This window comes from Williamsia sp. Y853 (assembly GCF_056786495.1).
Window position 1 is genome coordinate 1 of the sequence record NZ_JBXCJC010000004.1, and the last position, 18,181, is coordinate 18,181.

Here is an 18,181-nt window from a genome sequence, read left to right on the forward strand (position 1 = left end):
TAGGGAAACGCCCGGTCCCATTCCGAACCCGGAAGCTAAGCCTACCAGCGCCGATGGTACTGCACCTTAATAAGTGTGGGAGAGTAGGACACCGCCGAACACAATTTGCGAATACCCTGTATTCACAGTCCCCGGACTGCGAGTACAGGGTATTTTGCTGTCTCCACCCGTTTCTGGTTCTTCTGCGACTGGGAGGAGAACGACAGCAACCTCGATCTGAATGGCCGTGACGTGCTGAAGGTCAGAGGCGGAACGGAGGGTTGCGAGCAGCGGGTCGGGGCCTGAGAGCCGTCCTGCAGCAACAACTTTCATAGATACTTCGATCTTGATAGCTGCCACTGGAAGCCGAATTCATGCCTGCGGGTGGCGGTCGGATGCGGCGGCAGCATAGGGTGCGGGGAGACTCGGACGACTACAGGGGAATTGGTGGGGGCTTGATGCGGCGACTGTTGGCAATCGTGACCGGATTTATCGCATTGATCGGGGTGTCCGGTATGACCGCCACTACCGCCAGTGCGGCCCCGCCGGTGGGGCTCGGTGGTGGCGCCGGGATTGTCATCGCCGACAACGCGGTGTGCACGTTGACCACCATCGGCTACGACCGCGCGGACCGGCTGGTCGGTCTCACCGCCGGGCACTGCGGCGGGATCGGCAACAGGATCAAGGCCGAAAAGAGCATGGGCTCAGGCGTGCTCGGCGTGGTGACCGAGTCCAACCTCCAGCGGGACTACGCGGTGATCGAGTTCGACAAGTCCAAGGTGACGCCCCAACGCAGTTACCGGGGGCTGACCATTACCGGGCCTGGCCCACGACCGTCCTTCGGGCAGACAGCTTGTAAGGCGGGTCGCACCACCGGGACCACCTGTGGCGTCGTGTGGGGCAACGACCCGCAGGTACCGACCTTCACCCTGAGCCAGGTCTGTTCCAACCACGGTGACTCCGGCGCACCGATCGTGGTCGGCGACAAGGTCGTCGGACTACTCAACGGTGGACGCATTCTCCGCGACATCGGTGGGACCGGACTCGAGATCGATGTGCCCTGCACCGACCCGAACTTCCCGATCCACAACCCCGCCATCAGCACGCCGATGACAACGATCCTGGCCGACCTGAACGGCCGAAATATCGTGGGCAGCGGTTTCCGGGCGGTCTGACCTCAGGTTCGTTTCACGACGGCGGCGATGCCGGCGACCACCAGTGCGATGCCGGCAACCAAGGTGAGCCACAAACCGAAGCCGACCTCGAATCCCAGCCCCCAGGTGTTCTCGGCATCGCGGACGTCAGCGATGTCGATGACCGCAATCAAGGTGACCAGAGCACCGGTCACCACGGCGATGATGCCGGCAGTGATGTGTAGGCCCGAGCGCTTGGCGACGGCCGCACTGACCACACCAAAGATGCCTGCAACGACACCTAGGGTCGCGGTCAGAATGCCGTCGGTGGCGCCGGTGTCGGAATCACCGATGCCGTTGACGCTCACCGTGCCCGAGATCCACGGCAGGAATGCGGCGATGATGGCGAGGACCGCAAAACCCGAGATCACCCAGCCGATGATCCGGACCGTGGAAGACACCGGTCCGGCCGAATCCTGTTGGGACTGTGCGTACTGCGGCGCCTGACCGTGCTGGGCAGCCTGACCGTATGCAGGGGACTGACCCGGTTGTGGCTGTTGCCCGCCGTAGGGGTTTTGGCCGTACTGCGGCTGGGGAGGCCGAGGTTGTTGGCCGTACGGAGGTACCTGTCCGGACTGCGGCCGACCCGATGGCGGGGGCCCACCGTACTGCGGCTGCGGCGCTCCATATGGCTGCTGCGGCGGCCCACCATATTGCCCCGGTCCCGTACTGGCAGGTGGTGGAGTGGAGGTGGGCCTGATGCGAGTCTGATCGTAGGGGTCGGGTTGCCCGGGCGGTTGCGTCATTGGCTTTACCTTTTCGGCTGATCGGATTCCTCACGGTAAACCCGTTCGGGCCTTCAGGACACCATTTTCTCCGCCGATCGAGCGACACCAGATCTGCATTTCATGCGGGTGATCGACACCCGGGAACATTTGTTCATTCCTCTGTCGTCACTGGGCTGTCGGAGTCGGAGACCGCAGAACTCGGCAGTTCTCTCAGGATCAGATCGAGTACGCGAATGGCGCCGGCCTTGTCCAACGGGTCGTTGCCATTTCCGCATTTGGGTGACTGCACACATGACGGGCAACCCGACTCGCAACCGCAGTGCGACACAGCATCTCGCGTCGCGCGGATCCAGATGTCAAAAGCCTCGTGACCACGATCGGCAAACCCGGCACCACCGGGATATCCGTCATAGACGAACACCGTCGGCAGACCGGTATCAGGGTGGAGATTCGTTGACAGCCCGCCGATGTCCCATCGGTCGCAAGTCGCGACGAGCGGCAACAGTCCGATGGCCGCGTGCTCGGCGGCGTGCAGCGCGCCGGGGAACATGTCAACGGTGACCCCGATGGCCTCGAGTGTGTCGGGTTCGATCGTGTACATCACCGCACGTGTCGAGAGCGTCTGCGCGGGCATGTCCAATTCGACCGAATCGAGGATCTGCCCGGTATGCAACTTGCGCAGGTACCCGACCACCTGGTGGGTCACGTCGACTCTGACCAGGGCCACGGTCAGCGGTCCAAATGTGTTGGTCTTCATGACGTCTGTGATCTCGACCAGGGTCGTCTCTCGGGCGCTGGTGGTCCAGTCGGGTTCCTCCGGGTGGACCAACGCGAGGCCGTCCTCGAGGTCGAGTTCATCCACGACGTAGCTCTCGCCCCGATGGATGTGAACGGCCCCCGGGTGCACGCTTGACATCGCCCGGCCCGAGTCGACGGTTCCGAGTAGTTGGGCGGTGGTTTCGTCGACGATCATCACCTGTCCGCCGATGCCGCCACGGATGTCGATGTCGGCGTGTGGTTCGACACCGGGCGCGACATACCAGCCCGCCTTGCGGTGTCGGATGAGTCCGCGGGCCGCCATGTCCTCGAGTAGCTCGCGTGCACCGAAGGCGTCGACCTCAGATTCTTTGAGTGGCAATTCTGCTGCTGCGCAGAGCAATTGCGGACCGAGGACGTAGGGGTTGGTCGGATCGGTGACGGTGGCCTCAACCGGCTTGTCCAACAATGCTTCCGGATGATTGACCAGGTAAGTGTCGAGTGGGTCGTCGCGCGCGACGAGAACCACCAATGAACCCTCGCCGCGTCGCCCGGCTCGTCCGGCCTGTTGCCAGAATGAGGCGACCGTACCCGGGAAACCTGCCACCACAATGGCATCGAGTCCGCTGATGTCCACCCCGAGTTCCAAGGCATTGGTGGTGGCGACGCCGAGCAGCTTTCCGTCGGCCAGATCGCGTTCGAGCGCCCGCCGATCATCAGCAAGGTAACCCGCACGATAGGCCGCCACCCGCGGCGCCAACTCCGGGTCAACCTGTTCGAGAATGCGTTTGGCCGATAGCGCCGTGAGTTCGACGCCGCGCCGACTACGCACGAAGCAGAGCGTTCGCGCACCTTCGAGCACCAGGTCGGCGAGTATGCGCGCGGCTTCGGCACCGGCTTGCCGCCGGACCGGGGCGCCGTGTTCGCCGCTCATCCCGGGGATGAAGGCGGGCTCCCACAATGCCACTGTGCGTGCGCCATGCGGTGAACCGTCCTCGGTGATCTCGGCGCAGTCGGCTCCGATCATGCGGCTCATCGCTGCGCCGGGACTTCCCGATGTCGCACTCGCGCCGATCACCACGGGATTGGCTCCCGCCGCTCGGGCAATCCGCAGAAGGCGGCGGATGACCAGTGCTGTGTGTGAGCCGAATACGCCACGGTAATGGTGGCATTCGTCGACGACGATGAATGCCAGACCTCTCATGAAGTGTCGCCATCGTGCGTGCGAAGAGAGGATGCCGATATGGAGCATGTTCGGATTTGTGAATATCCACCGAGAATGTTGTCGCGCCCATTGCCGAATGGCCGGTTCGGTATCGCCGTCGTAGGCGCACGGTTGTAGATGCAGGAACTCTTTATGTCCGGCCAGTAACGAACTCACGGAACGCAACTGGTCGGAGCCGAGTGCCTTGGTGGGGGATAGATAGAGAGCGGTTGCTCGCGGATCTTCCAGGAGTCGGGTGAGGATGGGGACCTGGTACGCAAGGGATTTGCCCGAGGCCGTGCCGGTCGCCAGCACCACATGACGTCCGGCGTGAGCGTGTTCCGCGGCCGCGACCTGGTGGGACCATGGTTGGCGGATGCCGGAATCGATCAATACTTGGCGGACCGAATCGCTGACCCACGTCGGCCAGTCGGTGAAACTCGCTGTCCGACTTGGGATTAAGGTCTTATGGGTCAGGGGTGATTCGTCGGGACCGACGCCCGCCAGCGTCCGGGCGAGCAGTTGGGAGCCGAAGTCGGAGCTACTCATTGATCCAGTTCATCACCCCGTAATATTACCTACTGTGAAGTGTCGATTGCGAAGTCGGCCATGATTTGAATCAGTTTGACTTTCTGACTGTTGTGTACGCCCAGAACATGATTGACTTGTTGTGGTCGCAGCTTCTGGGGGGCGGTTCAAGATAATGGTCAGTCTCTTGGGATCGTGTTGCGGGCGTGGTACTGAAGGTCAGTGTGCGGGGGCACCCGTAAACGGCGCCAGAAGGTATGGCGGTCGGAACCGGCCCGACGTGGGTAACTCCCCGTCGTATCCGGTGAAAGAAAAGGAATACAAAGAATGGCTCAGGGAACTGTGAAGTGGTTCAACGCGGAAAAGGGCTTCGGCTTCATTGCGCCAGATGACGGACCCGACGATGTGTTTGTCCACTACTCCGAGATTCAGGGATCCGGTTTCCGCACTCTCGAGGAGAGCCAGCGGGTCGAGTTCGAGGTCGGTCAGGGAACGAAAGGTCCGCAGGCCACGGGTGTTCGAGGGCTGTAGCGGCACCCTTCAGTAAGATCGCAATCGCCCATCGAGGGCACTTCATCGAGGACCTTCGCACTGCGTGAAGTGCCTCTGATTTTTATCCGGCACCGCAATCGGGTGTTCGGCGTCTCACCCCCGAGTGTCGTGGCCACGGCGTCGGGGGTCAGTCGTTTTCGGGTGAAAATACCGTACGGTTCTAACGTGGGTCAGCTGTCGATGTTCTCCGCGGAGACCGACGAGCCGTCGCTTGACGATCTCGCCGGGATCTTGGCGACCGCCGGCCAGATCGCGGTGAATGCCCTGGGCGCGCGTCTGTCGGTGGTGGTTTCCGAGGACTGGCGCGCTCAGGCCCTGGCCGAAGAGTTCGAGCGCAGCGGTGTTGCTGCGGAGATCTCACTGTCGTCTGAAGGTTCACCCCTGGTCGGCACGGTCACCACCACCGAACTCGAGGACCTCTACCGCGCCTGGACCAAGGGCGCGATCAAAACGATGCCCCCGAATTGGGTGCCGGGACCCCGCGCGCTGCGGTTGTGGGTCATCGCGGCGGGTCGCCGTGACGCCGAGCGGTACGTACTGGGCCTTGATCCTCACGCTCCCGACTCGCACGGTTCTCTGGCGACCGCGGTGATGCGGGCGGGGATCGCGCCGACTCTGGTGGGTACACGCGGCGCCACTCCGGCGTTGCGTATCGCCGGAAAACGGCGGTTGTCGCGCCTGATCGAGTCGATCGGTGAACCACCGGACATTTCGGGCGCGGCGGCACATTGGCCATTAATTTGATCAAATTTCCGACGATTTGCTCTCTGAACTGCGGATACACCCTGTTCAAAGGTGCGGTACCGACGGCCTGATCAGGCTCTTCTCGGGTGCCAGGCGGCATACTCGGATGTCACTACCGCTATACATAAGGTACAAACGGCCAGAAGAACCATGAAAGGTGCAGGCAACTACGGTGGCGGATTCAGATACAACAGCTCGCGGGACAGGTAAGGCAGTGCGCCGTCTCGTGATCGTCGAGTCCCCGACGAAGGCCCGCAAGATCTCGTCGTACCTCGGCCCGAATTACGTGGTGGAGTCCTCGCGCGGTCACATTCGCGACCTGCCGCGTGGCGCCGCCGATGTGCCGGCCAAATACAAGGGTCAGCCGTGGGCTCGGCTCGGTGTGAACGTCGATGAGAACTTCGAACCTCTGTACGTGGTCTCGCCGGACAAGAAGTCGACCGTCACCGAGCTCAAGGCTCTGTTGAAGGACGTCGACGAGCTTTACCTCGCGACAGACGGTGACCGCGAGGGTGAAGCCATCGCCTGGCACCTGCTCGACACGCTCAAGCCCAAGGTTCCGGTCAAGCGGATGGTCTTCCACGAGATCACCGAATCAGCAATTCGCGCTGCCGCCGAAAACCCGCGTGACCTCGACGAAGACTTGGTCGACGCGCAGGAAACCCGACGTATCCTCGACCGTCTATACGGATATGAGGTTTCGCCGGTCCTGTGGAAGAAGGTCATGCCGAAGCTGTCGGCAGGGCGTGTGCAGTCGGTTGCCACTCGAATCATCGTCGAACGTGAACGTGAGCGGATGGCGTTCCGGTCGGCCGAGTACTGGGATATCGCCGCCACGCTGGACGCCGGGGAATCGGCAAAGCCGCGTAGCTTCGGCGCTCGCCTGGTCAGCGTCGATGGCGCGCGGGTGGCCAGCGGCCGCGATTTCGATTCGACGGGCGGCCTGAAGAAGGACGACGTCACTGTTCTGGACGAAGCCCGTGCGGTGGCGCTGGCCTCGGGCCTGCGTGGTGCGTCGCTCTCGGTCACCTCGGTGGAGGAGAAGCCCTACACCCGCAAGCCGTATGCGCCGTTCATGACCTCGACCCTGCAGCAGGAGGCAGGCCGCAAGCTGCGGTTCACCTCCGATCGCACCATGCGGGTGGCGCAGCGGCTGTACGAAAACGGCTACATCACCTACATGCGTACCGACTCGACCACGTTGTCGGAATCGGCGATCACCGCTGCCCGGAACCAGGCGCGGGACCTCTACGGTGCCGATTTCGTCCATCCGACGCCGCGGCAATACACCCGCAAGGTCAAGAATGCGCAAGAGGCGCACGAGGCCATCCGTCCGGCCGGTGAGTCGTTCCGGACCCCCGGCCAGGTCGCCTCCGCGTTGCAGTCCGACGAGTTCAAGCTCTACGAGCTGATCTGGCAGCGCACGGTCGCCTCTCAGATGGCCGACGTGCGTGGCACCACCATGAGCCTGCGGATCAGTGGCAACGCCAGTACCGGTGAGACCTGTACCTTCGCTGCGTCCGGTCGCACCATCACGTTCCCCGGATTCCTGTCCGCGTACGTGGAGACCGTCGACGAGCAGGCCGGCGGGACCGCCGACGATGCCGAGAGTCGACTGCCGAATCTTGTTCAGGGACAGTCGCTCACCGCGACCGATCTGAATCCGGACGGTCACACCACCAATCCGCCGGCACGCTACACCGAGGCATCTTTGGTGAAGACGTTGGAAGAGTTGGGCATTGGCCGTCCGTCGACCTATGCGTCGATCATCGGCACCATCCAGGACCGCGGATACGTGCACAAGAAGGGTTCGGCCCTGGTGCCGTCCTGGATCGCATTCGCGGTGGTCGGATTGCTCGAGGCGTACTTCAAACGCCTTGTCGACTACGACTTCACGGCCACACTCGAAGACGATCTCGATCAGATCGCCCGGGGTGCCGAGAATCGCACAGATTGGTTGACCCGCTTCTACTTCGGCAAGGAAGGCGCCGAAGGGCAAGAAGGCACCGGACTCAAGAAGCTCGTCGGTGTGAACCTCGAAGAGATCGACGCGCGCGAGGTCAACTCGATCCGCCTGTTCGACGACGAGCAGGGTCGCCCGGTGTACGTGCGGGTTGGCCGGTTCGGCCCCTACCTCGAGCGCACGATCACACCGGAGGGTGGAGGAGAGCCGGAGTCTCAGCGGGCCAATCTGCCCGACGACATCACCCCGGATGAGCTGACGCTGGATCTGGCCGAAAAGCTTTTCAGCACACCGCAAGAGGGCCGCGTGCTCGGTGTCGATCCGCTTTCCGGCAACGAAATCGTTGCCAAGGAAGGGCGTTTCGGGCCGTACGTCACCGAGATCCTGCCGGAGCCCGAAGACGAAGGTGGAGAAGGCGGCACCGTGCCCGCCCTGACCCCGCCGCCGGCGCCGACTCCGCTCGACGAGGGTGTCACGCCACTGGACGCCCCGTCCGGTGACACGTTGACCGCCACCAAGAAGGCGACGGCCAAGAAGACTGCCAAAAAGGCAGCGAAGAAGGCCGGACCGAAGCCGCGGACCGGATCGCTGTTCAAGTCGATGGATATCGCGTCGGTGACCCTCGACGACGCCCTCAAGTTGCTGTCATTGCCCCGACTCGTCGGCAAAGACGAAGAAGGTCAAGAGATCACCGCGCAGAACGGTCGGTACGGGCCGTATCTCAAGCGCGGCACCGACTCTCGTTCGCTGACGTCCGAAGACCAGATCTTCGACATCACGCTCGACGAGGCGCTCAAGATCTATGCCGAGCCGAAGCGTCGGGGTCGGGCAGCTGCCGCGCCGCCGCTGCGTGAGCTCGGGAACGATCCGGTTTCGGAGAGCCCGATGGTGATCAAGGACGGCCGGTTCGGTCCGTACGTCACCGACGGAGAGACCAACGCGAGCCTGCGCAAGGATGACGACGTCGCGTCGATCACCGACGAACGCGCGTCGGAGTTGCTGGCGGACCGGCGAGCTCGCGGTCCGGCGAAGAAGACCGCCAAAAAGGCCGCGAAGAAGGCTCCGGCCAAGAAGACTGCAGCAAAGAAGACGGCGGCCAAGAAGGCCACCGCCAAGAAGGCCCCGGCCAAAAAGGCTGCAGCCAAGAAAGCTGCACCCGAATCAGATTGACGCCATGATCGGCCCCAGGGTGGGCGCCGCGGGAACATACCCCTCGGCACCCACCTACGGGGACGATGTGGGATCTAAGGGTTGATGGCGTAGTTCGGTCTGGCCAAGCGGGTTTCGATCCCGCGGCCGCGCAATTCGATGCCCTCGCCGATATCCCAGTGTGCGGCCTCGGCGGCGGAGGCGAGATAGACCGCGCGGGCCGATCCGAGGACGCGACTCGGTTCGTATTTGGCCAGGTCGGTCAATCGGGCGGCCTCGTTCACCGGGTCGCCGATGACGGTGTATTCGAAGCGTTGCTGTGAGCCGATGTGCCCGGCGATGGCCTTGCCCGCCGACACCCCGATACCGATGTCGGTGTCACCGAGGGCCGCGTCGAGTTCCTGGCGCAGGATGCGGGCGGCCGCGAGCGCCTGGCCGGCGAAGTCTTCCATGTCGAGCGGTGCGCCGAAGATGGCCAGCGCCGCGTCACCCTGGAACTTGTTGACGAAGCCACCATGACGTCCGACCACATCGACGATCACCCGGAAGAACTCGTTGAGCAGATCGACGACTTCACGCGGAGGCAGGTTGACGGCCAGGCTGGTCGAACCGACGATGTCGACGAACAGCACGCCGACATAGCGTTCTTCGCCGCCGAGCTCGGTGCCGCTCTCGATGGCCCGCCGGGCGACGTCCTCGCCCACATAGCGGCCGAACAGGTTTCGCAGTTCCTGGCGTTCGCGAACGTCGGCGACCATCTCGTTGAAGCCGGCCTGCAGCAGGCCCAGATCGCTGCCGTCGTAAATGCGGACGGAGGTGTCGAGGTTGCCCTCACGCACCTCGTGTTGCGCCAGGGTCAGCTGCTTGATCGGGTCGGCGATGGCGGAGACGACACGCACCACGCCGATCGAACCGAACACCAGGGCGGCGCCGGCCATCCACAGGATGGGCCGTTGCAGGCCTTCGGCGTCGGTGTCGATGATGCCGACCTTCTGGCCGACGACCAGCGCGATGATCACCGCCAGTGGGGCGGCCACGCTGATCACCCAGAACAGGATGATGCGCTGGGTGACGCTGGGTGCGGTGGCGGCCTCGGGATTGTTCGCCATCGCCGCGACGGTGATCGGGCGCAGGATCTTCTCGGACTGCATATAACCCAGCACCGACGTCACCAGAGCGCCGACAAATGACCCAAGGGCCACCACGATCGCTGTGCGACCTGACTGGGACAGACTCAGCAACGAGAACACCACGCCGCCGACAAGCCACAGCCCGCCGTGGACGAGCATCAGCAGTAGGGGCAGTCGAAGTGCGCGTCGCCGGGCGGCCTCGTTGTCGGGACGGGATCGTCGTCGGTGCCAGACCAGCACCGGCAAGGAAAGTCGGATTGTCGCGTATGCGCTGACCATGCCGGCCAGGACGAGATAGATGACAAAGATCAGCTGGCCGACTCCGCTGATCTGGGACAGGCTGACAGAAGTCTTCTCGGGGAGTCCGAAACGGAGGAAGGCAAAGGTGAACAGGGCTCCGGCGATATTGGCCCGAAGCATGTCCAGTGCCAACACCGGCCACGGTGTGCGCACCAGCCAGCGCAACGTGTGCCACGCATGTTGCAGCTGTGACTGTCTCTCTACCACGTGCATACGGTAGCTGGCCGCTTGCAGGAGTTAAGCATCGCTGTCCGGCCTTCGAGATAGGGTTGACCTGTGACAACAGTGTTCGATCGGCTCGTCGGCCAGCATGCGGTCGTGGCCGAACTCACATCAGCGGCCATCGCCGCAGCCCAGCTGGCCGAGATCCGTGAGCGCGAGTCTCACGGTGAGGTTCCTATTGAGGACCACGACGGACCGCGACACGGCTCGTCGGCGATGACCCACGCCTGGCTCTTCACCGGGCCTCCGGGTTCGGGGCGTTCGATCGCCGCGCAGTGTTTTGCCGCGGCACTGCAGTGCGAGACGCCGGACGCGCCGGGGTGCGGGCGGTGTCATGCCTGCACGACGGTGATGGCCGGGACCCACTCCGATGTCCGACGGATCGTGCCGGAGGGTCTGTCGATCAGTGTGAAGGGCATGCGCGACATCGTGCAGACCGCGGCTCGTCGGCCGAGTGTCGGTCGGTGGCAGGTTGTTCTCATCGAGGACGCCGATCGACTGACCGAGGCGGCAGGCAACGCGTTGCTCAAGGCCGTGGAAGAGCCGCCGCCGCGCACCGTGTTCCTTCTGTGTGCGCCGAGCATCGACCCCGAGGACATCTCGGTGACCCTTCGCTCACGCAGTCGGCACGTGCCGCTGGTGATGCCCAGCGCCGCAGCCATCAGTGAAGTTCTCATCGCGCAGGACTCCATCGAGCCGTCACTCGCTCAGTGGGCGGCGTCGGTGTGTGGTGGCCACGTGGGTCGGGCCCGCCGTCTGGCCACCGATCAGCAGTCGCGCGACGAGCGCACGCAGGCGTTGGGGTTGGCCAGAGCCGCGACATCGAGTGCGCGGGCGTATCAGGCGGCCGAAGAGCTCGTGAAGTCCGCGGAGGCCGCTGCGAAGGCGATCAGCGCCAAGCTGGACGAGGCCGAAACCGAGGAGATGCGGATGGCGCTGGGCGCCGGAGGCACCGGTAAGGGTGCGGCCGGGGCGCTACGCGGATCGGCAGGCATCCTGAAGGACCTCGAGAAGCGGCAGAAATCGCGGCAGACGCGCACCAGCCGCGATCTCCTCGATCGGGCTTTGGTGGATCTGGCAGCACTGTTCCGTGATGCGCTGACCGCGTCCTACGGCGCCAGAGTGGTTGCGATGCACCCGGATATGGCCGAACAGACTCAGGGGATGGCGCGGTACGCGTCGCGCGAAGAGCTGCTGACCTGCGTGGAGGCAGTGCTCGAATGTCGGGAGGTGCTCGGGCTCAACGTGAAACCCAAGTTTGCCGTCGACGCGATGGTTGCCAAAATCGGTATGGCTCTGCGCCATTGATCGTTCGGGGCATTGACGCGCGTACGGCTCAGATGAATCGACTGAGCGCGTCGAAGAACATGCCGTGATTCTCGATTGCGACGGCCTTTTTGACGGGGTCGTACTGCGTGATCTGTTGCACCCGACCGCCGTACCAGAAAAAGGTGTGAGGGCTGATGGTGCCGCCGGGTGCGTCGGCGGCCTGCCTGTGGGTGTAACCGATCATCTCTCGGAGGGCGACCGTTGACTGCAGGTTGGTCACCGGGTGGAGCATCAGGAGATGGTCATGCGGGACGCTGAACAACACACCGTGTTCCGCGCTGCCCAGGACAGTGTCGATCACCTTCGGCATATTTAGGGCCTTGGTGGCGACAAAAAGTGATGGACCTTGTAGAGCGGTGATCGCGCTGGTGCCGGCAACGGGGTGCTCCATGGCGTCAAAGGTTTCGGCGTCGGTGTTGCGTTGGCCGGCCTGGTACAGCAGATCGAGGTCACGGGAAGCGATGCTCCGGTCGGTCAGGGTTTCGACGGTGGTCGACAGGTCGCGGCATAGATGTACCACCAGGTTGCCGACGAACGGACGCGCGTAATTCGTCGTCAGTATGGGATCGACGGCGGTGTCCGTTTCCAGCCGGGTGCGCACCTCGGCGAGCAACGCCGGTTCAGTCAACTCCTCGGCATCAGGAGCGCTCAGACCTTTGAAGTGCTGACGGAAGTAGTACTCGACGTAGTCGGCCCATTCGTCCTCCGGCAGGGACTGGCAGGTGCGGAGGAGGGTGTGGAGAAAATACCGCTCGGAGTCGGGGCCGAGTAGATAGACGTCGCCATACTCGGGGTCGTCGACGGGGCGTACCTCGACACCGAGTTCGGCCAGTGCCGCAATCGACAAGGCCACCACCCGCAGTTCCGCGTTCTCGGCCATCAAACCTCCTCTGCGCAACCCTACTGATCAGGGCTGACAGTCCAACTGATCAGGCCGAACCCGCTCATCGAGGTGGTCGCCGGTCTTACCATCGAATGAGTTCATCAACTCAGCAGATGCCCTGGAGCCGGCCATGATCGAGCTGCCCACGCCCGACGAATCCACATTGTGTGACGTCGCGCAGCAGTTGAAAATCGGGCAGTACGTCGACCACCGTTCGGAGCCGCTCGAATTCGACGTCGCAGCGCCGGGGACGGCCGGTCTGTGGCGGGTCCACCTGCGTGGCGAGCAGGGACAGGCGTCGGCGGTGGTCAAGGTGTTACGCCATCCGGCGAAGTGGCCGGTGCTGGCCGAGCTGGCTCCGCCGGTTCAAGAGTTCTTCCTGCGCACGTTTCCCTGGTCGCAGGACCCGGACGTGCTGTCAGAGGTGGCGGCGCGCTGCCCCGAGGGGTTGCGGACGGTGACATTGTTGGGCACGCAGTGGCACGGTTCGCACATGCGATCGATGTGGCTGGAGGATCTCGGTGATGTCCAACTATTCTCCACCGCAGGTGAATTCGAGAATGCAGCGCGCCTGTTGGGCGAGCTGTCAGGCAACCGGGCGGCAGCCGGTTCGCCGTTGTCGCAGGAGTTCGACGACGGGTTTGCGCTGTCGATGATCGCGCACAGTCGCGTTCAGGCATCGGACCTGAATCTGCTTGCCGAGATGCTGGCCGAACCCCTCGACAATTCAATCCCGACGGACCTCATCAACGACCTGCTGTGGGTCGGCGATCACATCGAGCTCCTCCTTGCCGACCTGTCGGAGCTCCCTCAGACGCCGGTGCACGGCGACGCTGCGCCGGACAACCTTGTTGCCGATCCGAGTGGCGGTGGGAGGACCGTGCTCATCGACCTGGCGCAGATGCCACGTCACGCGGTGGGATTCGATCTCGGTCAGTTGGTGTTCGGACGTCACAGTCCGGTGCTGGGGTTGGGGGAAGACGTCATCGACCGGATCGTCGAGGAGTACACCGCCGGGCTGGTCGCCCGTGGGATGAACGTCGACGCGTCGACCGTGTGGGCCGGCTTTGTCGGTTCCGCGGTGATCCGAAACGGATTCGAGGTCGCAGGCGCTACCACCGACCTCGCGGAGAAGATCGCGGCGGCGCAGTATCTGGCCCAAAAGTCCTTTGACCTGGGCTTGGTTCCCCCTCGCCTGCCGGTCACCTGAGCCGGTTTGGTCCTCGGCGTGACCGCTGGATAGACTGGCTGGCGCTGCCTGGTGCAGCACGCCGCCTTAGCTCAGTCGGTAGAGCGCTTCACTCGTAATGAAAAGGTCGCGAGTTCGATTCTCGCAGGCGGCTCCACGAAAAATCCCTTCTCCTGTACTGACAGGGGAAGGGATTTTTGTTTCGAGTTGTCCGAGCGCGGGCGAGCTTATTTTTCGCAGGCCACGCCGTCGCGGTCTCTGTCGAGATCTGTGCTGTAACCGGGGTCGCCTGCGCGGATCGGCGCGGCACCGGCGGCGCGGACCTCAGTGCAGTTCTTGTAGTAAGTGGAGTCGGATACGTTGGGCACCTCGGGCTCCACCACCTCCGGTGGCGTGTATGTCGCTTCGGTGGTGGTCGGTACGACCGGCACTGGCGTCGCCGTTGTCGTGGTGACGGGCACCAGGGTCGCCGTTGTCGTGGTGACGGGCGCCGGCCTCGTCGTTGTTGTCGTGGTGGCGGTGGTGGTTGTTGAGGTCGACGGGGTGAGTGAACTGGTGGTCACCTTTGTGGAAGCCGGGGTGCTGGTTTTGGTAGTGTCGCTCGAATCGGAGCATCCGGTGGTGCTTGCACCGATGATCAGTGCGGCACCGACGGCCAGTATCCAACGACTACGCATGAGTATCCCCAATTCGACATCAGGGTCTCTCGTGAGTCCCAAGGATGTTTAGTTTTCCGCACTTTGATCCACGGAGCCAGCACCCGAATAGATGAATAGTGCTCGTCAAGGATCTGAAAGTTACTGATTGCGAACCGTATTCGCGACCACCGCGGATGCCTGCGTCAGTGTCGTTTCGCTCTGTACTGAGTATTCGACTGGACTTCGTTCTTTGGTGCGGTTCTGGTTGAACCTGAAGGGTTCTGAATACTCAACGCTCGTTCTGAATGCTGACCAAAGAACAGCTCCGAAACGTGGGTCTTGAATGTGCCGGTGCCAGTGACGTTTCCGGCGCGCCGGTCTTACCCACGTCACGAATGGCGCAGTGCGGCGGATGGCCGCAGCTGTCGCTGCACCTAACACCCCTGTCAACCGAAGGCTACGTCAGCACGTGTGGTCCCCGGCAACCTCACCCGTGACTCAGCCGAGATCTACCTGAGTTGGTCGCCCGACTGCGGCACCCGCGCGATGGCGCCGAAGCAGGGTAAGGCACTGGCTGAACCCCGAAGCGGCCTCATTGAGATGCGACCGTCATACCCTGCAAAGCGATGGTCACGTATTTCTCGACGATCGGCGTACGTGCCTCGGGGGATTCGGGGATGGTGACCAAGAGGGCGTACATGCCGAGTAGATAGAAGACACCGTGGTGAAAGACGTCGGTTTCTGGTGGCAGTTCGCCGCGGTCGCGGGCTCGTTCCAGCTCCTGAATCACCGTGATGATCACCGGGTGATGTTCCCACTCTTCCTGGGGCGGGCGAGTGGTTGAGAAATGCAGTGCCAGAAAGTCTTTGAACAGCTTGCTGCCCAGTCGCTCTTCGAGGTCCTCGAGCTCGCGGACCATCTGGGTCAACGTGTCTTCGACGGTGTGGGTGGTGTCGAAGAACTTTGCCAAGCTCTCTGCGATCCGGAGTTCCTCGCGGCGCTCGAGTTCGAGCAGGACATGTTCTTTAGTGGGGAAGTGGAAGAAGAAGGTCCCGTGCGCCACGCCTGCTGCGGAGACGATGGTGCCGATGTCGGCCGCCGCCATCCCGTCGCGTTGGAACTCGGCGACCGCTGCTTCCAAGAGTCGCTTGCGGGTGGCAAGTCGCTTGGTCTCGCGCGTCGACACCTTGTCCGTAACCGAAATGGTCCACCTCCTGCTCGACCCCCGGCACGAGTCTAGCGAATTCACTGACTTCAGTCAGCCAGGCGTGGTTTCCTCGATACATGCAGTTCCTCGTCGAGGCCGAAGATCTCCCGAAGACCGCCAATATCCGGACACAGCTCGTCGCACTGTGGACGGGGCCGGTGTTTGCCGTGGTGATGCTGATTGCGTTTGTCGCTTTCCCGGGCTTTTGGCCGCCGATGCCGCCCACCATGCCTGCCGAGGAGGTCGCCGCGTTCTACCGCGACAACACCGCGTGGATCCGATTCAGCATGGTCACCTACAACCTCTGCGGCGTCATGCTTTTGCCGTTCTTCCTGGTGATCGTGGTGCAGATGAAACGGATGGCCACGCAGAGCCACGTGTTCGCCTACTGCTACCTCACCGCGGCGGTCAGCGGTGCCACCATTTTTGCCCTCTCGAACATCTTCTTCCTGGTCGCGGCGTTCCGTCCGGATCGCAACCCGGAACTGGTCCTTCTGCTGAATGACCTCGCATGGATCACGTTCATCGCGCCGATCGGCATGGTGGTCGCGCAGTTCTTGCTACTGGCGATCGCCGTCTACTTCGACAACGGACCCAACCCGGTTTTCCCGCGCTGGGTAGGTCATTACTCGCTTGCGACCGCGATCGCGATGCTCCCCGCCGCCGGCGCCGCAGTGGCCAAGACCGGGCCGCTGGCCTGGGACGGTCTGCTGTCGTTCTGGCTGCGCAACGGCGCCGTCGCAGCCTTTGTGATCGTGATGTTCTTCGTGCTCCGCGCAGCGCTGCAGCGCCAGGCCGCCGAAGAAGGTGTGGCGCAATGAGCATCCTGCTGCCGGGGCGGGGACTGTCTGACGCCGACCAGCCCGAGCAGGCGGGCAAGCCTGACGTCTGGATCGTCTACTGGATCTTTCCGGCGTTCTATGCGATCTTCGGGGCCGTCTTCGTGCTGCTGGCCAGGGTCACTCCGCCGCCGCGCCCCGACGTCGGTGACCAGCAGGCGGTGGACTTCTTCCACACCCACGCCACGACCATCCAGATCGGATTCACGCTGCTGCTGGTGATTCTCGGCGGTGCGGCGCTGACCAATGGCCTGATTTTCTACCACATGAAGCGGATGTCGTGCGGGTCTGTGTTCGCCTACGGCTACATGGGCGGCATGGCGGTCGGGGCGGTGCCGGGATTCCTTCTCGTTGCGGTCGTCTTCCTGACCGCAACGTTCCGCGCCGATCGGGATCCGCAGCAACTGGGGATGCTGTACGACCTGGGCCTGCTCTCGTACAACGGATCGTTGGGATGTTTCACGGCCGCATACTTTGCACTGGCTGTGGCAATTTTGTATGACAAGAACGAGATCTTCCCCAAATGGTTTGCCTACGTGACGATTTGGCAGATCGTAACCGAAGTCATCGCAACCCAGATGTTTGTCTTCGATTCGGGGCCATTCGCCTGGAACGGCTCGATCTCGTTCTGGTGGGCGGTGGTGGTGTTCAGTGTCTGGCTGTGCGGAATGATCGTGCTGCTCAGGATCGCCACCGCGAAAGAACCCATCGATTCCCCGCCGCTCGACTGAACAACCAAGGACCTGGTCAGTGACAAAATCTCTGTCATCGGAACCGATTTCCGTCAACGAGCGGGACGGACACCTGCCCGGCGATGGCCACATGTGGGTCATGGTGCTCGGCGACATGGTCATCTTCGGTGGCTACTTCATCATTTTCATGGTGCATCGGTCCATGTCGCCGGATGCCTATCTGGCGTCGCAGCAGCATCTCGACATCAACCTCGGTGTGGTCAATACAATTGTGCTGCTGACGAGTTCATGGTTCATCGCGCGCAGTGTCCACGCTGCACGGGCCGGTGATCCGGACCGGGCCGTACGTCTTATCTATGCCTGCGGTGCACTCGGGATGGTGTTCATCGGCATCAAGGCGTATGAGTGGTGGTCGAAGATCTCGCAGGGCTACACCAATTCCGATGAGTTCTTCTCGTTCTACTACGTGCTCACCGGCGTGCATCTGCTCCATGTGCTCATCGGCCTGGTGGTGCTGGGAGTTGTTGTGCGCGAACTTCGCAACCCCCGGCGCCGACGTGTCTCGATGGTCGAATCCGGGGCCACCTATTGGCACATGGTCGACCTGCTGTGGGTTGTCATTTTTGCGCTGCTCTACGTGATGAGGTGAACCGGTGACCACGACAACTGATCGGGTCGAGCGCGGCGATCGATCGACCCGTGCCATCAACTACGCATGGATCGTGTTGTGTGGCATCACGATCGGATCATGGTGGCTGGCACCCGGACATGCCGGCGATTCGACCGGTGCCAGTGTCGCGATCACGGTCACCGTGATCGTGTTGGGTTTCATCAAAGGCCGGCTGATCATCCGGTACTTCATGGAGGTGCGATCGGCTCCGAAGTGGCTGAAGACGGCCACCGACGCCTGGCTTCTTGTTCTCTGGACCGCGATCCTGGTGATCTATCTTCTTTGA

Annotated in this window: 17 protein-coding genes, 1 tRNA gene and 1 rRNA gene; 13 read left to right on the forward strand and 6 right to left on the reverse strand. The window is 62.9% G+C overall.

Annotated elements, in window-relative coordinates:
* Both rrf and AC1TPF_RS20485 read left to right on the forward strand, forming a co-directional pair.
* Positions 1-100: ribosomal RNA gene (gene rrf / locus AC1TPF_RS20480) — 5S ribosomal RNA — on the forward strand; the annotation flags it as partial.
* A gap of 394 nt (positions 101-494) precedes the next feature.
* Positions 495-1,154 (forward strand): S1 family peptidase, encoded by a 660-nt coding sequence (locus tag AC1TPF_RS20485; RefSeq protein ID WP_482141377.1) that lies wholly within the window; start codon positions 495-497, stop codon positions 1,152-1,154.
* 2 nt (positions 1,155-1,156) lie between these two features.
* On the opposite strand, the gene AC1TPF_RS20490 is transcribed toward AC1TPF_RS20485, so the two are convergent.
* A complete protein-coding gene (locus AC1TPF_RS20490) occupies positions 1,157-1,573 on the reverse strand; it encodes a hypothetical protein (RefSeq protein ID WP_482145155.1) in 417 nt (138 codons plus the stop codon).
* Positions 1,574-2,051: 478 nt separating this feature from the next.
* Entirely contained in the window at positions 2,052-4,409 is a 2,358-nt protein-coding gene (locus tag AC1TPF_RS20495; RefSeq protein ID WP_482145156.1) for a DEAD/DEAH box helicase, read from the reverse strand.
* Positions 4,410-4,715: 306 nt separating this feature from the next.
* On the opposite strand from AC1TPF_RS20495, the gene AC1TPF_RS20500 reads away from it, so the two are divergent.
* The 3 genes from AC1TPF_RS20500 to topA all read left to right on the forward strand — a co-directional run bounded on the left by AC1TPF_RS20500 (position 4,716) and on the right by topA (position 8,817).
* Entirely contained in the window at positions 4,716-4,919 is a 204-nt protein-coding gene (locus AC1TPF_RS20500) for a cold-shock protein (RefSeq protein WP_482141371.1), read from the forward strand.
* A gap of 186 nt (positions 4,920-5,105) precedes the next feature.
* A complete protein-coding gene (locus AC1TPF_RS20505; RefSeq protein WP_482141370.1) occupies positions 5,106-5,684 on the forward strand; it encodes a hypothetical protein in 579 nt (192 codons plus the stop codon).
* 172 nt (positions 5,685-5,856) lie between these two features.
* Positions 5,857-8,817, forward strand: a complete 2,961-nt coding sequence (gene topA, locus AC1TPF_RS20510; protein WP_482145157.1) for a type I DNA topoisomerase — start codon at positions 5,857-5,859, stop codon at positions 8,815-8,817.
* A gap of 74 nt (positions 8,818-8,891) precedes the next feature.
* Here the strand turns inward: topA and AC1TPF_RS20515 are convergent, their stop codons facing one another.
* Positions 8,892-10,439, reverse strand: a complete 1,548-nt coding sequence (locus AC1TPF_RS20515) for an adenylate/guanylate cyclase domain-containing protein (protein ID WP_482145158.1) — start codon at positions 10,437-10,439, stop codon at positions 8,892-8,894.
* Positions 10,440-10,502: 63 nt separating this feature from the next.
* On the opposite strand from AC1TPF_RS20515, the gene AC1TPF_RS20520 reads away from it, so the two are divergent.
* Positions 10,503-11,756, forward strand: a complete 1,254-nt coding sequence (locus tag AC1TPF_RS20520; RefSeq protein ID WP_482145159.1) for a DNA polymerase III subunit delta' — start codon at positions 10,503-10,505, stop codon at positions 11,754-11,756.
* Between the two features lie 28 nt (positions 11,757-11,784).
* On the opposite strand, the gene AC1TPF_RS20525 is transcribed toward AC1TPF_RS20520, so the two are convergent.
* A complete protein-coding gene (locus tag AC1TPF_RS20525; RefSeq protein WP_482145160.1) occupies positions 11,785-12,657 on the reverse strand; it encodes a hypothetical protein in 873 nt (290 codons plus the stop codon).
* A gap of 133 nt (positions 12,658-12,790) precedes the next feature.
* Here AC1TPF_RS20525 and AC1TPF_RS20530 point away from each other — a divergent pair, with 133 nt between their 5' ends.
* Together AC1TPF_RS20530 and AC1TPF_RS20535 are read left to right on the forward strand one after the other, a co-directional pair.
* Positions 12,791-13,870, forward strand: a complete 1,080-nt coding sequence (locus AC1TPF_RS20530) for a phosphotransferase (protein WP_482145161.1) — start codon at positions 12,791-12,793, stop codon at positions 13,868-13,870.
* 60 nt (positions 13,871-13,930) lie between these two features.
* Positions 13,931-14,006, forward strand: a tRNA-Thr gene (locus AC1TPF_RS20535).
* Positions 14,007-14,076: 70 nt separating this feature from the next.
* On the opposite strand, the gene AC1TPF_RS20540 is transcribed toward AC1TPF_RS20535, so the two are convergent.
* Positions 14,077-14,217 carry an excalibur calcium-binding domain-containing protein gene (locus AC1TPF_RS20540; RefSeq protein WP_482145162.1) on the reverse strand — a complete coding sequence of 47 codons (141 nt, stop codon included), beginning with the start codon at positions 14,215-14,217 and terminating at the stop codon, positions 14,077-14,079.
* Between AC1TPF_RS20540 and AC1TPF_RS20545 the strand changes: the two genes are divergently transcribed.
* A complete protein-coding gene (locus AC1TPF_RS20545) occupies positions 14,210-14,578 on the forward strand; it encodes a hypothetical protein (RefSeq protein ID WP_482141356.1) in 369 nt (122 codons plus the stop codon). The two genes, AC1TPF_RS20540 and AC1TPF_RS20545, sit on opposite strands and share 8 nt — an antisense overlap.
* Before the next feature lie 501 nt (positions 14,579-15,079).
* Here AC1TPF_RS20545 and AC1TPF_RS20550 read toward each other — a convergent pair.
* Positions 15,080-15,673, reverse strand: a complete 594-nt coding sequence (locus AC1TPF_RS20550) for a TetR family transcriptional regulator (protein ID WP_482145163.1) — start codon at positions 15,671-15,673, stop codon at positions 15,080-15,082.
* Positions 15,674-15,771: 98 nt separating this feature from the next.
* Between AC1TPF_RS20550 and AC1TPF_RS20555 the strand changes: the two genes are divergently transcribed.
* Genes AC1TPF_RS20555 through AC1TPF_RS20570 form a run of 4 tightly spaced genes read left to right on the forward strand, consistent with a single transcriptional unit; the run spans position 15,772 to position 18,181 of the window.
* Entirely contained in the window at positions 15,772-16,515 is a 744-nt protein-coding gene (locus AC1TPF_RS20555; RefSeq protein ID WP_482145164.1) for a hypothetical protein, read from the forward strand.
* Complete coding sequence (locus AC1TPF_RS20560) at positions 16,512-17,264, forward strand: hypothetical protein (RefSeq protein ID WP_482145165.1); 753 nt, start codon at positions 16,512-16,514, stop codon at positions 17,262-17,264. Before AC1TPF_RS20555 ends, AC1TPF_RS20560 begins: the two co-directional genes overlap by 4 nt.
* A gap of 19 nt (positions 17,265-17,283) precedes the next feature.
* Positions 17,284-17,874 (forward strand): cytochrome c oxidase subunit 3, encoded by a 591-nt coding sequence (locus AC1TPF_RS20565; protein WP_482145166.1) that lies wholly within the window; start codon positions 17,284-17,286, stop codon positions 17,872-17,874.
* Positions 17,875-17,878: 4 nt separating this feature from the next.
* Positions 17,879-18,181 carry a cytochrome C oxidase subunit IV family protein gene (locus AC1TPF_RS20570; RefSeq protein ID WP_482141346.1) on the forward strand — a complete coding sequence of 101 codons (303 nt, stop codon included), beginning with the start codon at positions 17,879-17,881 and terminating at the stop codon, positions 18,179-18,181.

Coding starts and splice junctions, on each gene's coding strand:
- AC1TPF_RS20560 (WP_482145165.1), top strand. CDS start 16,512: ATGAGCATCCTGCTGCCGGGGCGGGGACTGTCTGACGCCGACCAGCCC.
- AC1TPF_RS20530 (WP_482145161.1), top strand. CDS start 12,791: ATGATCGAGCTGCCCACGCCCGACGAATCCACATTGTGTGACGTCGCG.
- AC1TPF_RS20525 (WP_482145160.1), bottom strand. CDS start 12,657: ATGGCCGAGAACGCGGAACTGCGGGTGGTGGCCTTGTCGATTGCGGCA.
- AC1TPF_RS20485 (WP_482141377.1), top strand. CDS start 495: ATGACCGCCACTACCGCCAGTGCGGCCCCGCCGGTGGGGCTCGGTGGT.
- AC1TPF_RS20555 (WP_482145164.1), top strand. CDS start 15,772: ATGCAGTTCCTCGTCGAGGCCGAAGATCTCCCGAAGACCGCCAATATC.
- AC1TPF_RS20495 (WP_482145156.1), bottom strand. CDS start 4,409: ATGAGTAGCTCCGACTTCGGCTCCCAACTGCTCGCCCGGACGCTGGCG.
- AC1TPF_RS20515 (WP_482145158.1), bottom strand. CDS start 10,439: ATGCACGTGGTAGAGAGACAGTCACAGCTGCAACATGCGTGGCACACG.
- AC1TPF_RS20500 (WP_482141371.1), top strand. CDS start 4,716: ATGGCTCAGGGAACTGTGAAGTGGTTCAACGCGGAAAAGGGCTTCGGC.